Below are 14,332 nucleotides of genomic sequence, written 5' to 3' on the forward strand. Positions count from 1 at the left end.
ATGCGCGGCCGCGCCGTCAGACGTCGAGATTGGCGACGGACAAGGCGTTGGTCTGGATGAATTCGCGCCGCGGTTCGACCTCGTCGCCCATCAGTCGCTCGAAGATTTCGTGCGCGATGTCGGCCTGTTCGGCCTCGACGCGCAGCAGCGAACGGTTCGACGGATCGAGCGTGGTTTCCCAGAGCTGCTCGGCATTCATCTCGCCCAGCCCCTTGTAGCGGCTGATCGCGAGCCCCTTGCGGCTGTGCGCGAAGATCGCCTCGAGCAGTTCGGACGGGCGGGTTATCGGGGTGACCTTGCCGGTGCTGGCGGCGGGCAGGTCGCTGTCGCTCGCCTCGGCATCGTCTTCGGCGACTTCGGCTGCGGCCAGCGCGGCGGCATCGGCCGCCATTGCCGCGGCGCTGCTGCCCTTCACCAACCGGCTGGGGTGGGCATAGGTCTCGGCCTGTTCGGCGGCCAGCTTGTGCAGGCGGCGGCCTTCCTGGCTCGCCAGGAACGCAGCGTCGATTGCATGATGGTCGCTGACCCCGCGCCAGCGCTTCTCCAGCGTATAGCCGCCGTCGCCGGCGGTGATCGTCCATTTCGCCTCGCTACCGCCGGTCAGTGCACGCTCGGCGGCGTTGAGCCATTCGGCGGCGCGCACGCCCGCGGCGGCGCGTCCGGCGCTGTCGAGCGCCGGATCGAGCGCGCCGTTCAAGGCCAGCGCCTCCACCAGTTCGTAATTATGACCGCGCGGGACATAGCGCATCAGCGCGCGCAGGCGGCGGCCATGGTCGATCAGATCGCGCAGGTCGTTGCCCGAGCGCGCCCCACCGGTGGTTTCGAGCATCAGCGCGTCGATCCCACCATCGACGAGGTAATTTTCGAGCGCGGTATCGTCTTTGAGATAGACTTCGCTGCGCCCCTTGGCGACTTTGTAGAGCGGCGGCTGGGCGATGTAGAGATAGCCGCCTTCGATGATCTCGGGCATCTGGCGATAGAAGAAGGTAAGCAACAGCGTGCGGATATGCGCGCCGTCGACGTCGGCGTCGGTCATGATCACAATTTTGTGATAGCGCAGCTTTTCGATGTTGAACTCGTCGCGGATCCCGGCGCCCAGCGCCTGGATCAGCGTCCCGACTTCTTTTGACGAGATGATGCGGTCGAAACGCGCGCGTTCGACGTTCAAAATCTTGCCCTTCAGCGGCAGAATCGCCTGAACCTTGCGGTCGCGGCCCTGCTTGGCCGATCCACCGGCCGAATCACCCTCGACGAGGAAGAGTTCGCATTTGGCGGGGTCGCGCTCCTGGCAATCGGCGAGCTTGCCGGGCAGGCTGGCGATGTCCATCGCGCCCTTGCGCCGCGTCAGCTCGCGCGCCTTTTTCGCGGCTTCGCGCGCCGCGGCGGCATCGATGACCTTCTGGATCACCGCCTTGGCATAAGCGGGATTTTCCTCGAGCCATTCGGTCATTCGGTCGGCCATCAGGCTTTCGAGCGGCTGGCGCACTTCGCTGCTGACCAGCTTGTCCTTGGTCTGCGAGCTGAATTTCGGGTCGGGCAGCTTGACCGACACGATCGCGGTCAGCCCCTCGCGCATGTCGTCGCCGGTCAGCGAGACCTTCTCTTTCTTCAGGATGCCCGACTTGTCGCCATAGCCATTGATCGTGCGCGTCAGCGCGGCGCGGAACGCGGCCAAGTGGGTGCCGCCGTCGCGCTGCGGGATGTTGTTGGTGAAACACAGCACATTTTCATAATAGCTGTCGTTCCATTCGAGCGCGACCTCGATGCCAATGCCGTCGCGTTCGCTGCTGATCGCGATCGGATCGGGCAGCAGCGCATTCTTGTTGCGGTCGAGATATTTGACGAAGGCGCCGATGCCGCCCTCATAATAAAGATCGTGGGACTGATGCTCGGCATGGCGGGCATCGACCAGCTTGATCCGTACCCCCGAATTGAGGAACGCGAGCTCGCGGTAACGATGTTCCAGCTTTTCGAAATCGAATTCGAGGACGTTCTTGAAGGTCTCGGTCGATGCCTGAAAAGTGACGCGCGTGCCCTTCTTGCCTGCCGGGGCGGGGCCGGTGACCTTGAGCGGGGCGACCGAATCGCCATGCTCGAAGCGCATCCAATGCTCCTCGCCATCGCGCCAGATCGTCAGCTCAAGCCATTCGGACAGCGCGTTGACCACGCTGACGCCGACCCCATGCAGGCCGCCCGACACCTTATACGCATTGTCGTCGCTGGTGTTCTCGAACTTCCCGCCGGCGTGGAGCTGGGTCATGATGACCTCGGCCGCCGAAATGCCTTCTTCGGCGTGAATGCCGGTCGGAATGCCCCGACCATTGTCCTCGACGCTGACCGATCCGTCGCTGTTCAACGTGATCAGGACAAGGTCGCAATGCCCCGCGAGCGCTTCGTCGATCGCATTGTCGCTGACTTCGAACACCATGTGATGCAGCCCCGACCCGTCGTCGGTGTCGCCGATATACATGCCCGGGCGCTTGCGTACCGCATCCAGGCCCTTGAGAACCTTGATCGAATCGGCGCCATAAGCATTGGCATTGGGAAGGTTGGCGTTGGCGCTCGGCGCCGCATTTTCAGGGGTGTCCGTCATGCCGATTATATAGGGTCGCAGGCGGCAAAACCCAAGCGAAAATGCGGGTCTTGGCGTTATCGCGACGAGCGTTGCATGGTCACGCCGCGACGGCTAGATTCGGGCCATGAAAACTATCCTCCCCCCGCGTAGAACGCTGTCGCTGCTTGTCGTCCTGGCGTTGCCGCTCGCCGCGTGCAGCCAGCCCGCACCGCCCGCCGAAAACGCTCCCGCCGTGGCGGGCGAACCGCTCGCGACGCGCGCGGTGATGATCGGCACCGAAGGGCCAAGCCTGCCCGCCTGTTCGAGCATCAGCCGGGTCAAGGCGGGCGGCACCGACGTGTATTGGGCACCGGGCGAAACGCGCGCGGTCAAGGCAAAGCTGGCGGGCGGCGCCAATGTGTCGCTATGCGAAGCGGCCGAGAATGATGCATGGTTCGGGGTAGTCTTCGCGGCCCCCGGCACCGATCCTGATATGTGCGGGGTCGGCAAATCGGTGCGCGACGCGCGCGAATATCAGGGTCCATGCCGCTGGGGCTGGATCCGCGGCGGAACGGTGCAGCTGGGGGGATGACTTTCAATCCTCCCTGTCGCGCAGCGATGGGGAGGGGGACCGTTCGCGGAGCGAATGGTGGAGGGGCGCCGACGGTGGTGTCATCGCCCCTCCGTCAGTCCTTCGGACTGCCACCTCCCCATCGCTGCGCGACAGGGAGGATTTTTACCGGCAATCCTCGATCACCCGCCCGATTTCCGACTGCACCGGCAGCGTTAGCGCGCCGCCGCCCGGCGTTTCCAGCGCGAACCGCCCGCGGCTGAACGCAATGCGGTCGAGCCGCGGGTCGCGATTCGGCAGCGTCGCGCTGCCGCCATCGAAGCGGATCTGGTCGGTCCCGGCGCTGGTGCGGAGGCTGACGGCACCGGCGAGCGCCGACGTCAGGCGGATCGCGCTGCCGCTGCATGTCATGGTGAGAAGCGGATTGGCGCTGCCGGTTGGCACGAAGGTCGCGGCGCGGCTGCCCGCGTCATAACGCCAGCTACCCGCATCGACGGCGCGTTCCTCCCAGCCGCGGGTCGGGGTCGGTAGCGGGGCAGGGGCTGGCGCGGCGGCAACCGGCGCGGGGCGCGGCGGCGGCGCGGGGGTCGGCACCGCGGCGCAACCGGCGACCGCCAGCATCACCGGCACCATCAGCCCGTATCGTGTCCACATCGCTTGCCGCTTCATCTTCAAAATCCCTGCCAATCGATCACTTCGTCCAGTCCTACGCGCGGGACCGGCCACTGGTTCACCGCGGCACCTTCATCAGCATAGCCGATCGCGAGGCCGGTGAACAAAATCTGGTCGTCGCCCAGCGCCAGCGTCTCGCGCACCGTCTTCCCATACATCGCCCAGCATTCCTGCGGGCAACTGGCGAGCCCGGCCTCGACGAGGAGCAGCATCACCGATTGCAGCCACATGCCCATGTCCGACCATTGCGGCGGCCCCATGATGCGCGAGCAGTGGAGGAAAAGCATCACCGGTGCGCCGAAACCCCGGTAATTCTCCACGAACTGAGCGAGTCGCCCCGCCTTGTCCTCGCGCGGGATACCGAGCGCGGCATAAAGCCCCTCGCCGACGCCGAAGCGGCGCGCTTCCCACGGATCGGTCAGCCCCTTGGGATAAATGTCATATTCGGGCTGATACCCTTCGCGCCCCATCGCGAGTCGCGCCGCGACCGCGTCCTTCACCGCCTGCCAGGGCGCGCCGGTGAGCACCGTCGCCTGCCAGGGCTGGAGGTTGCCGCCCGACGGCGCGCGCTGCGCTGCGGCGAAAATATCCTTGAGCAGCGCGGGATCGACGGGCTGGTCGGTGAATTTTCGGATCGATCGCCGCTGGTGCAGGGCGGCGGTTACGGAAAGCGGGTCAGTCACTGGCATGTTTATCCTCTCGCCGTTTGCCGAACAGCAGTTTGCGTTCGAGCCGGGCTTTCAATTGGCGGTAGTAGCTGAGCAGGAAGACGTCATCCTCTTCGGCGACCGGGCGGCCGATTTTGGCACGGATCGTGTCGGCGACCTCGCGCATCGAGCGCGCATCCTTGGCGCGGAGCACCCGTTCGAGCTCCTGCAACTCGAAAATGCCATAGACCGCAAGCTCGGCTTCGCTGAAGATCATCGTGTCGCCCGCGCCGTCGGTCGCGATGTCGGCGTCGAGTTTCACCCGCTGCGCCATCACCACCCAAGTCCCGGCAATCAGGTCGCCCATCCGCATCCGGTCGCGGTTGAACAGCAGGAACAGGCTGAGCGTCAGCGACCAGAGCACCCCCGCTACCATGGTCCACCCCGACACCGCATCCTCCGCCGCGCCCACGCCCAGCATCATCAGCGGCAGGAACAGCTCAAGCTCACGGATCAAATTGCGCGCAACCACGGCATCGGCGGTCAAACGGCCGCCGTCGCGCGCGACGACGCGAATGCCCATCAGCCGTTTGCCCGGGGTCGCGGCGCGCGAGCCCAGCTCGAATCCGATGAACCAGAAGGTGCGGAGCAGAAAGGCGCCGAGCATCCAGACGACCATGGTGATGTCGGATTGCGACGCAAAACCGATCCACAGCATCACGAGCGAGAACAGGACGAGCGCCAGCACGATCAGGATCAGATCGATCAACAGCGCGCCGAAGCGCAAGCCGGAACTCGCGATCCGCAGCTCCAGATCGACCCCCTCGGGGGTGATGAACTGGCGAACCTTCTTTGCCCGCGCCGCGCGCGACTTCGCATTGGCCTGGGCGGCGGCGGCGCTCATGTCACATCCTCGCGCCGCGGGATGTAATAATAGGCGATCCAGAACAGCAGCATCAGTGTGCCGATGCCATAGCGCAGCATCGTGTCGGTGATCAGCTGGCGCCCGAACCCTTCGAGCAGCCCGGCCATGAACAGCATCAATATGACCCCGACCATCACCTTGCCCGCGGTGCGTCCCGCTTCCGCCGCCGCCTGTAACCGGCTGCGCGCGCCGGGAAAGACGACCGCGGCGCCGATGCGCAGCCCGGCGGCGCCCGACAGCGCGGCGGCGAACAGCTCGGTGGTGCCGTGGATGAACAGCCAGCCGCCGAAATCGAACCCCAGCCCCTTGCCCGCGAACACCGCCATCATCGCGCCGAGGCCAATGCCCTGATAAAATTCGAGCATCATCGTCGGCACGCCAAAGGCAAAGCCCAGCGCAAAGGACAGGATCGATACGCGGCTGTTGTGGGTGAAGAGATAGGTCGCAAAGACGTGCAGCCCGCTTTCACTCTCGCTCACCGCCTTGCCATGCCCCAGCGTCGATTGCAGATATTCGGCGGTCGCGCGCGGATCGCGGCCGCCCGCCATGTCTTCGCCGACAAAATTATAATACCATTCGGGGTTGCTGGCGACGAGCGAGTAACTGGTGATCGCGCCCAGCAGGATGATCAGCGATATGATGATCGTTTCTTTCCACACCGACCGCACTGCGGCAGGCCAGTCGTAGAGGAAAAAGCGGCGGATGCGGCTCCAGCGCGTCTCGCGCACGCCATAGACGAGGAAATAGCCGCGGATCGAGAGCGCCTCAAGATGGTCGAGCAGCGCCTTGTCGAGGCTGGTCGCGCGAGCGATCGACAAAGACGACAGGGTGGCGCGATAGAGCAGGGGCAACTGCAACAGCTCGTCGCTGGTTAGCGCCTTGGCGCCTTTCTTTTCCAGCTTGGTGAGCAGCAGGTCGAACGCGATCCAGTCGGCCTCGCGCTCGGCGCGAAAGCGGCCGGTCGAAAAACTCGGGGCATCGGGCGCGCGGGCGGGGGCGGGCGATGGAATCACAGCGTCCCCGCCCGCTTGATGCCCAGATAGGCCTCGACCGCGCTGGCACCCATCGCGTCGGCGGGTACTTCGATCACGTCGGCGCCGAGGCGCTGGAGCCGCGCGATCACCAGCTGCCGGTCGCGCAGCATCGCCGCGGCGACGTTCGACCGCGTGACATCGGCGCCGGTTTCGGGACGGCGGCGCTCCTCGCCCTCGACCTCTTCGTCGCGGATGACGACGAACAGCAGCCGGTGCTTCTTCACCAGCCGCCCCGCGGCGCGGATCATCAGATCGGCGCTCGTCGCATCGGTAAATTCGGTGAACAGGATGATCAGCGATCGTCGGTTGAGCTGGGCGCCGAGGGTCGTCAGTGCGAGGGTGAAATTGCTTTCGACATGGGCATAGTCGATCAGGCTCGCGGCGCGTTGCAGGGCCGGGAAATCCTGCGTGTGCATGTAAGCAGGGGTCAGCGTGTGCGGCTTGGCCGCGAACGAAAACAGGCTGATCCGGTCGTTCAGCTTCAGCCCGACATAGGCGAGCAGCAGCGCCGCCGACACCGCGCGGTCGACGCGCGGCATGCCGCCGACGGGTTCGGCCATCGTCCGCCCGCTGTCGATCGCCAGCACGACGCGGTTGTCGCGTTCGACGCGATATTCCTTGGCGAGCAATTTGACGTGGCGCGCCGACGCGTTCCAGTCGATCGCGCGGCGGTCCATCCCCGGCTGATATTCGGCGAGTGCCTCGAACTCGGTGCCTTCGCCGCGCAGGCGTTGCTGGCGAAGGCCAAACCAGCTGTTGCGCTGGAACAACCGGCTGCCCTCGTCGGTCACCGCGCGCAGGCTAGGGACGACGCTGATCGCACCGTCGATTGCAAAGCGCCGCTGTTTCCAGACGAGCCCCAACGGTCCCGCCCAGCGGATCCACAGCGCATCGATCAACGCCTGCCCGCGCCGCGACGCGGTGAGCGAGAGGGTGCGGGTCAAGGCTTCGCCGCTGCTCGTCCGGCGCATATCGCCCGCCAGCCGTCCGCCCTCGACAAATCGCTCGTCGAGCGCGAGCGCGAGTTCGGCGCGGGGTGGGACCGCGGGGCCGGTCGCGGCGAGTGCGAGGTCGAAGGGGTCACCGACCCCGACCTGATGCGGAAAGCGCGCGTCGAGCGCGAGGTGGCGCGGACTGGCGCCCGCAATCGTGTCGAGGATCAGGCACGCGACGATCACGCCGATCCACCCAGGCGCAACCAGCCACAGCTCGGGCCGCACCAGCCCGAGCGCGAGCGCCATCGGCGCGCCGAGCAGCAGCAGATAAATGGCCCGGCGAGTCGGGTAGATCACAATCTGTCCTCCCTGTGCCGAAGCCGTGGGGAGGGGGACCGTCCGCGAAGCGGATGGTGAAGGGGCGGCGACGGTAGCGCCATAGCCCCTCCGTCAGCGCTTCGCGCTGCCACCTCCCCATCGCTGCGCGACAGGGAGGATCGATTGCTGGTGCCGATCACCGCGGCACTTCCTCGCGGTCGAGCAGCGCGGTGACGACCTGTTCGACGCTGCGCCCCTCGATTTCAGCCGCTGCCGACAGGATGACGCGGTGGCGCAGCACCCCGGCGGCGAGGCGCTGGATGTCGTCGGGGATCACATAGTCGCGCCCGTCGAGCGCCGCGGCGGCGCAGGCGGCGCGCGCCAGCAGTGTCGCGGCGCGCGGGGAGGCGCCGCACTCCAGATCGGCACTCTCGCGTGTCGCGCGGACGAGGCGGACGATATAGTCGACGATCTCATCGGCCAGCCGCACCGTCGCAATGGTATCGATCGCAGCCTCAATGGTCGCCGCGTTTGCGACCTCGGTCACCCCGAAATCCCCGACCGCAGGACTTTTGAAGCGCCCGCCATGATCGGCGACGATGCGCCGCTCCTCGTCGGCGGCGGGGTAATCGACGACCAGCTTGAACAGAAAGCGGTCGAGCTGCGCCTCGGGCAGCGGATAGACGCCCTGCTGTTCGATCGGGTTCTGTGTCGCCAGCACGGTGAAACGCGGGCTCATCACATGCGCCTCGCCGTTGATCGTCACGCGCCGCTCCTGCATCGCTTCGAGCAGTGCGGCCTGCGTCTTGGGCGGGGTGCGGTTGATTTCGTCGGCGAGCAGCAGCTCGGTGAAAATCGGTCCCTTGGTCAGCGTAAAGCTCGACGTCTGGAAGTTGAACAGGTTCGATCCCAGAATGTCGCCGGGCATCAGATCGGGGGTGAACTGGATGCGCCCGAACGCCAGCCCGGTGGCGCGCGCAAAGGCCTGTGCCAGCAGGGTCTTCGCGGTTCCCGGCGGACCTTCGAGCAGGACATGGCCGCCCGCGAGCAGCGCGATGGTTACCATCCGGGTCAGCGGTCCCTGCCCGAACACGACCTTGGCGACCTCGGCCTCGATCGCGGCGCCGAGCGCTTGAACGCTCGCGATGTCATTATTGGCTGTCACGCAGTAAATCCTTCCTGATGTCGTGCAGCGCCTGCGCGTCTGCCAAAAATTCATGGGTGTTGCGCGCGAGCGGCAGCCGCCGTGCGAGCGCGGAAAATGTTTCGCCGCCGCCGTGCAGATGCTTGTCGATCCAGCGGTCGGTCGCCGCGTCGTCGAGCCCGCCGGGCGCATGCAGCCGCCGCGCAATCGCGCTGCGCTGGCTGCGGACATAGGCCTCTGCGCCGTCGAGCTCGCGCCGTGCCTGTTTGATCAGGTCAGCGCTGTTGGCGATCAGCGCCGCTTTCGACACAGCAATCGCGCGCGCGGGTTTCAGTGCCGGACCGAAGCGCATCCACGCCTGCCACAGCGCGAGCAGCCCCGCGGCGATCAGGCACAAAGTGATGCCGATGAATGGCGGCACGAACGCAAAGCGCAGCAGCGAGCGCTGGCTGCCAAAGCCGTTCAGCGTCACGTCGAACGCGACGCTATACGCCCCGGCATCTTCGGCCACCGCATCGATCAGCAGCGCCGCCGCGCGGGCGCGGTCGCGGCTCGCAAAGGCCAGATTGTTGACGAAATCGGGATCGGACAGGATGTAGATCGGCGCATCGGGCTGCTTCGCCAGCACCGCGCCGCCGTGCGGAAAGGCGATCAGCGTTTCCAGATCGGGCGCGGTCAGCACCTGCGTGCGCAGATTCGGCAAGGTTAGCGTAATCGGATAGCCGCCCAGATAGCCCCTTGCCTGCGCGCCGCGCGCGTTGGGCTCGCTGCCGATTTTTTCGATGCGTCCGGCGGCGGGCGGCAGCATCTTGGGCGATGGCGCAGACGCCGAGCCGCCCGCCGCCCAGCCCGCTTTCGACGGGTGGCGGCCGGTGCGCCATTTCGGCAAAATGATCAGCACCGCCCCGCCGCGCTGTTCGCTGATCAGGCGAGCGAGATCATCGGTTTTGGTCGTATGGCCGGGGGTCAGGATCAGCAGCTCGGGATCTTCGAGCGCCGGCGCCTCTTCGCGGCGGCGGAGGTCCACCACCGCGTCGCTGCGTTCGAGCAGGTCGACGATCCCGGCATAGCCCGGTGCGGCTTTCGACAGCGCGTGGTCTCCGCCGTCATTGCCGCTGCTCAGCTGCGGGCCGAGCGCGATCAGCGCCCACAGCGCGATGAACGCGATCACCCCGATCGCCACGACGCCCGCGATTAGCCGCGGGTTGAAGCCGCCGTCGTTTGCTACCCCGCCGCTCATGCCCGCGCCCAATTCTTCGGGACCGTCAACTCGGCATAGGCGCTGCGGCATTGCTGCCAAGCGCCCGCGTCGATCGACCGCCCGCCGAACAGGCTGATCTCGACCGCGCGCGCGATGCGGCTGAACGCGTCGCGGGCGACCCCGGGCAGGTCGCGCGCCTCGGCGAGATCGCGGGAGGTCATCGCGGGCTTGACCAGCCCGGGACGGCGGCCCTCGATATCCTCAACGCTGCGATAGAGCAGCAGGTGGACGGCTTCGGCAAAGCGGCCCTCGGCGGCCAGCGCATCGGCCTCGCTCAGCAGCGCGCGTGCCGCGCCGGCTTCGGCCAGCCCGACATCATCGGCGCCATCGTCGTCGCCCGCTTTGCGCCGGAACGGTAGATTGTCGACCCAGCGCGCAAAGGCGGGGACGAAATGATAGAGTAGGAACAGCGCTAGCAGCGCGACGCCGATCCACAGCAACGGCTTGGCGGCGGGGGCGCTCCACTGGAAAAAGTTGGCAATCCCATCGAACAGCGATTTCAGCCATTCGGGCGTCGGTGGCGGTGGGGGCGGCGGCGGCGGAAATACCGTCTGGATTTCGCCGCCCGCAATGGTCTGGCTATAGGCCGGATCGACGAGTTCGGGGTCGATCAGCCAGCCGCCACCTGCACTCGGCGCTTCGGCGGCCGTCGACGCCTGAGCGATCCACAGCGACATCATGCCCAAAAGACTGTTCCGCCGTGCATTGTCATCGCGCCAAGGCGTAGCGCGAGGCGGCGCGCCAAGGCAAGAGATGCTTGCGTACCGGTCTGCCCCGTTATAGCGCGCTGCCGCATGGGTCCGATGGTTGCGCGCGTAGTCAGCCGCCAGAAAGGCAGGACGGAACGGGAGGATGTCGGTGGACGCGGCGCAGGCAGTACATGAAAAATTTCTCGCGGCGCTCGCGGGTGGTCGCTTGCCGGACCGCGCCGATGCGCCCGATCCGGCGACCGCGCGCCTGTCGCGCGCTGACGCCACCGACATTTTCCTGTCGCAGCTGACAAGCCGCCAGATGGACCGGCTGTCGCGCACGTTGCAGGCGCGCGGCGAGGGGTTCTACACGATCGGATCGTCGGGGCATGAAGGGAACGCCGCGGTCGCCGCGGCGCTGCGCGTCACCGACATGGCATTCCTCCACTATCGCTCGAACGCGTTCCAGCTTCACCGCGCGCGGCAGGTGCCGGGGCAGACCCCGACCTGGGACATGCTGCTGAGCTTTGCGGCGTCGAGCGAGGATCCGATTTCGGGCGGGCGCCACAAGGTGATCGGGTCGAAACCGCTCAACATCCCGCCGCAAACCTCGACGATCGCGTCGCACCTGCCCAAAGCCGTCGGCGCCGCCTTCTCGATCGGCATCGCGCGCCGCTTGGGCATGACAGGGCTGCCACTACCCGACGATGCGGTGGTGCTCACCAGCTTCGGCGACGCCTCGGCGAATCATTCGACCGCGCAAGGCGCGTTCAACACCGCGGGCTGGGCGGCGTTCCAGGGTTCACCGATGCCGCTGATTTTCCTCTGCGAAGACAATGGCATCGGCATTTCGACCCGCACCCCGACCGGCTGGATCGAGGCGCAGTTTCGCCACCGCGCCGCGCTGCATTATATCCAGTGCAATGGCAGCGATCTCGTGTCGGCCTATGCGGGGGCGTGTGAGGCCGCCGATTATGCGCGCCGCTATCGCAAGCCGGTGTTCCTCCACATGGCGACGGTGCGGCTCTATGGTCACGCCGGGTCCGACGTGCAGGGCGCCTATCTGCCCAAGGCACTGATCGAGGCCGACGAGGCGCGCGATCCGCTGCTCGCCGGCGCGGCGCTGATGGCGCAGCAGGGCTGGATGACCCCCGCCGAAATCGCCGACGCTTATGAAGACATCGGTGCCACGCTGGCGCGACAGGCCGAGGCGGCGATCCTGCGCCCCAAGATCAACACCCCGGCACATGTGATGAAAAGCATCGTCCCGCCCCCGCGCGACATCGTCCGCGCCAACACGCCGTCGGACGAAGACCGCAAGGCGATGTTCGGCAGCGACGCGGGCGCGATGGACAAACCCCAGCATATGGCGCGGCTCTTGAGCTGGGCGCTCGCCGACCTGATGCTGGCGCACAAGGAGATCGTCGTCGCGGGCGAGGATGTCGGGCCAAAGGGCGGCGTCTATAATGTCACTGCCAAGCTGCATCAGCGCTTTGGGTCGGCGCGCGTCGTCAACACCTTGCTCGACGAACAGGCGATTCTCGGGCTCGCGATCGGCATGGCGCACAACGGCTTCCTGCCCATGCCCGAAATTCAGTTCCTCGCCTATGTCCACAATGCCGAGGACCAGATCCGCGGCGAGGCGGCGACGCTCAGCTTCTTCTCCGACGGGCAATATACCAATCCGATGGTCCTCCGCATCGCGGGGCTCGGCTATCAGAAGGGCTTTGGCGGTCATTTCCACAACGACAACAGCCTCGCCGTCTTCCGCGACATTCCGGGCGTGATCCTCGCGGTGCCGTCGAACGGGCGCGATGCGGTGGCGATGCTGCGCGAATGCGTGCGGCTGGCGCGCGAGGAACAGCGCGTCGTCGTCTTCGTCGAACCGATCGCGCTCTATATGACCCGCGATCTGCACGAAGACGGGGACGGCCTGTGGACGAGCATCTATGAAGCACCGGGTGACGGGGCGTCGATCCGATTTGGCGAGGTGGGCGTCCATGGCGACGGCACCGACCTTGCGATCGTCACCTATGGCAATGGCTATTATCTGTCGCGGCAGGCCGAAAAGCTGCTCGCGGCTGATGGCGTCAAGGCGCGCGTGATCGACCTGCGCTGGCTTGGCCCGGTTGACGAGGAGAAGCTCGTCGCCGCGGTCGGCGGCGCCAAACGCATCCTGATCGTCGACGAATGTCGCATCACCGGCTCGCAGAGCGAGGCGCTGATGGCGCTGTTTATCGAACAGACGCCGGGCAAGAAGCTCGCCCGGATCGCCGCCGCCGACAGCTTCATCCCGCTCGGCCGCGCGGCGACGCTGACCCTGCCGAGCCGCGATTCGATCTACGCCGCCGCGAAGGAGCTGCTGGCATGACCGCGCGCAAGACCGCGCTCGTCGTCGCCCCGGGGCGCGGCACCTATGGCAAGGGCGAACTCGGCAGCATCGCGCGCCTCCACGGCGCCCGCTTCGCCGATGTCATCGCCAATTTCGATGCCCAGCGCCGCGCCCGCGGTCAGCCAACGGTCACCGAACTCGATGGCGCCGAGCGTTTTAGCGTCGCGACCCACATGCGCGGCGATGTTGCGGCCCCGCTCATCTACACCGCGACCGCGCTTGATTTCCTGAGCATCGATCGCGAACAATATGACATCGTCGCCGTCGCCGGCAATTCGATGGGCTGGTACAGCGCGCTCGCTTTGGGCGGCGCGGTGTCGGTCGAGGACGGTTTCCGCATCAGCAACGCAATGGGCCTCAACAGCCAGACGCACGGCCCCGGCGGGCAGATCCTGCTGCAAGTCGTCGACGAGGACTGGCGCCCGGTTCCGGGCTTGCGCGATGCATTGTTCGCGTTGGTTGATGCCATCGCAGCGCGCCCCGACCACGACCTCGCGCTGTCGATCGACCTCGCCGGGATGCTCGTCTTCGCGGGCAATGAAGCGGGCCTCGCCGCCTTGCTTGCCGAGGCGCCGCCGACCCCGGGCCGCGATCCGCTGCGCCTCGCGGGCCACGGGCCGTTTCACACTCCGCTGATGTTCGGTAGTTCGGACAAGGCGAAGGCCGAATTGCCCGCTTCGCTGTTCGGCGCCCCTGCAATCCCGCTGGTGGATGGCCGCGGCCACATCTGGCGCCGCTTTGCCAGCGATCCCGCCGCCGTCTGGGATTACACCTTCGGCCACCAGATCCTCGCGCCTTATGATTTCGCGCGCTCGGTGCAGGTCGCGGTCAGGGAATATGCCCCCGACGTCATCATCCTGCCCGGCCCCGGCGACACTCTCGGCGGCGCGATTGCGCAATCGCTGATCGGCATCACCTGGCAGGGGATCGCGAGCAAGGCTGATTTCGCCGCGCGTCAGGCATCCGATCCGATCCTGCTGTCGATGGGCCGCGCCGAACAACGCGTGGCTGTGACCGGACGCGAATAGGGTCGGCAGAGGAAGGAACATTCCCCTGCCGACCCTGTCGGTCGCGCGGGATCAGGTGGGGTTGACCCCGCGCGGATGAACGGCAGCGCCCATGGGGACCAACTCAAGGGCGGTGCGCCGTTCATGATCCTTATAGGATGGGCACCGCGATACTGGCCGCGC

Annotated in this window: 12 protein-coding genes; 3 read left to right on the plus strand and 9 right to left on the minus strand. The window is 66.6% G+C overall.

Translation table 11 applies throughout. The features are described from left to right. Positions 1-16: 16 nt before the first annotated feature. Complete coding sequence (gene gyrB / locus VGN68_RS11060; RefSeq protein ID WP_327476617.1) at positions 17-2,593, minus strand: DNA topoisomerase (ATP-hydrolyzing) subunit B; 2,577 nt, start codon at positions 2,591-2,593, stop codon at positions 17-19. 106 nt (positions 2,594-2,699) lie between these two features. On the opposite strand from gyrB, the gene VGN68_RS11065 reads away from it, so the two are divergent. Further along, positions 2,700-3,146, plus strand: a complete 447-nt coding sequence (locus tag VGN68_RS11065) for a hypothetical protein (RefSeq protein WP_327476619.1) — start codon at positions 2,700-2,702, stop codon at positions 3,144-3,146. Between the two features lie 144 nt (positions 3,147-3,290). Here VGN68_RS11065 and VGN68_RS11070 read toward each other — a convergent pair whose 3' ends face one another. The 8 genes from VGN68_RS11070 to VGN68_RS11105 form a co-directional block, all read right to left on the minus strand. After that, positions 3,291-3,794 (minus strand): hypothetical protein, encoded by a 504-nt coding sequence (locus tag VGN68_RS11070; RefSeq protein ID WP_327476621.1) that lies wholly within the window; start codon positions 3,792-3,794, stop codon positions 3,291-3,293. 2 nt (positions 3,795-3,796) lie between these two features. Continuing rightward, positions 3,797-4,486: a nitroreductase gene (locus tag VGN68_RS11075; RefSeq protein WP_327476623.1), complete on the minus strand. Its 690-nt coding sequence runs from the start codon at positions 4,484-4,486 to the stop codon at positions 3,797-3,799. Then, positions 4,473-5,348: an RDD family protein gene (locus VGN68_RS11080; protein WP_293700088.1), complete on the minus strand. Its 876-nt coding sequence runs from the start codon at positions 5,346-5,348 to the stop codon at positions 4,473-4,475. The genes VGN68_RS11075 and VGN68_RS11080 overlap by 14 nt, the downstream gene beginning before the upstream one ends. Next, the gene (locus tag VGN68_RS11085; RefSeq protein ID WP_414713040.1) at positions 5,345-6,379 is read right to left on the minus strand and encodes a stage II sporulation protein M; all 1,035 of its coding nucleotides are present in this window, start codon (positions 6,377-6,379) and stop codon (positions 5,345-5,347) included. Before VGN68_RS11085 ends, VGN68_RS11080 begins: the two co-directional genes overlap by 4 nt. Next, the gene (locus VGN68_RS11090) at positions 6,379-7,695 is read right to left on the minus strand and encodes a DUF58 domain-containing protein (protein ID WP_327476627.1); all 1,317 of its coding nucleotides are present in this window, start codon (positions 7,693-7,695) and stop codon (positions 6,379-6,381) included. The genes VGN68_RS11085 and VGN68_RS11090 overlap by 1 nt, the downstream gene beginning before the upstream one ends. 157 nt (positions 7,696-7,852) lie before the next feature. Further along, a complete protein-coding gene (locus VGN68_RS11095) occupies positions 7,853-8,821 on the minus strand; it encodes an AAA family ATPase (protein WP_414713039.1) in 969 nt (322 codons plus the stop codon). Then, positions 8,808-10,040, minus strand: a complete 1,233-nt coding sequence (locus tag VGN68_RS11100; RefSeq protein WP_327476629.1) for a DUF4350 domain-containing protein — start codon at positions 10,038-10,040, stop codon at positions 8,808-8,810. The genes VGN68_RS11095 and VGN68_RS11100 overlap by 14 nt, the downstream gene beginning before the upstream one ends. After that, positions 10,037-10,741: a DUF4129 domain-containing protein gene (locus tag VGN68_RS11105; protein ID WP_327476631.1), complete on the minus strand. Its 705-nt coding sequence runs from the start codon at positions 10,739-10,741 to the stop codon at positions 10,037-10,039. Before VGN68_RS11105 ends, VGN68_RS11100 begins: the two co-directional genes overlap by 4 nt. Positions 10,742-10,913: 172 nt before the next feature. Here VGN68_RS11105 and VGN68_RS11110 point away from each other — a divergent pair, with 172 nt between their 5' ends. Together VGN68_RS11110 and VGN68_RS11115 are read left to right on the plus strand one after the other, a co-directional pair. Further along, positions 10,914-13,121 (plus strand): dehydrogenase E1 component subunit alpha/beta, encoded by a 2,208-nt coding sequence (locus tag VGN68_RS11110; RefSeq protein WP_327476633.1) that lies wholly within the window; start codon positions 10,914-10,916, stop codon positions 13,119-13,121. Next, entirely contained in the window at positions 13,118-14,170 is a 1,053-nt protein-coding gene (locus VGN68_RS11115; RefSeq protein ID WP_327476635.1) for an ACP S-malonyltransferase, read from the plus strand. Before VGN68_RS11110 ends, VGN68_RS11115 begins: the two co-directional genes overlap by 4 nt. The last annotated feature ends 162 nt before the right edge of the window (positions 14,171-14,332 follow it).

This window comes from Sphingopyxis sp. (assembly GCF_035998965.1).
Classification (GTDB): Bacteria; Pseudomonadota; Alphaproteobacteria; order Sphingomonadales; family Sphingomonadaceae; genus Sphingopyxis.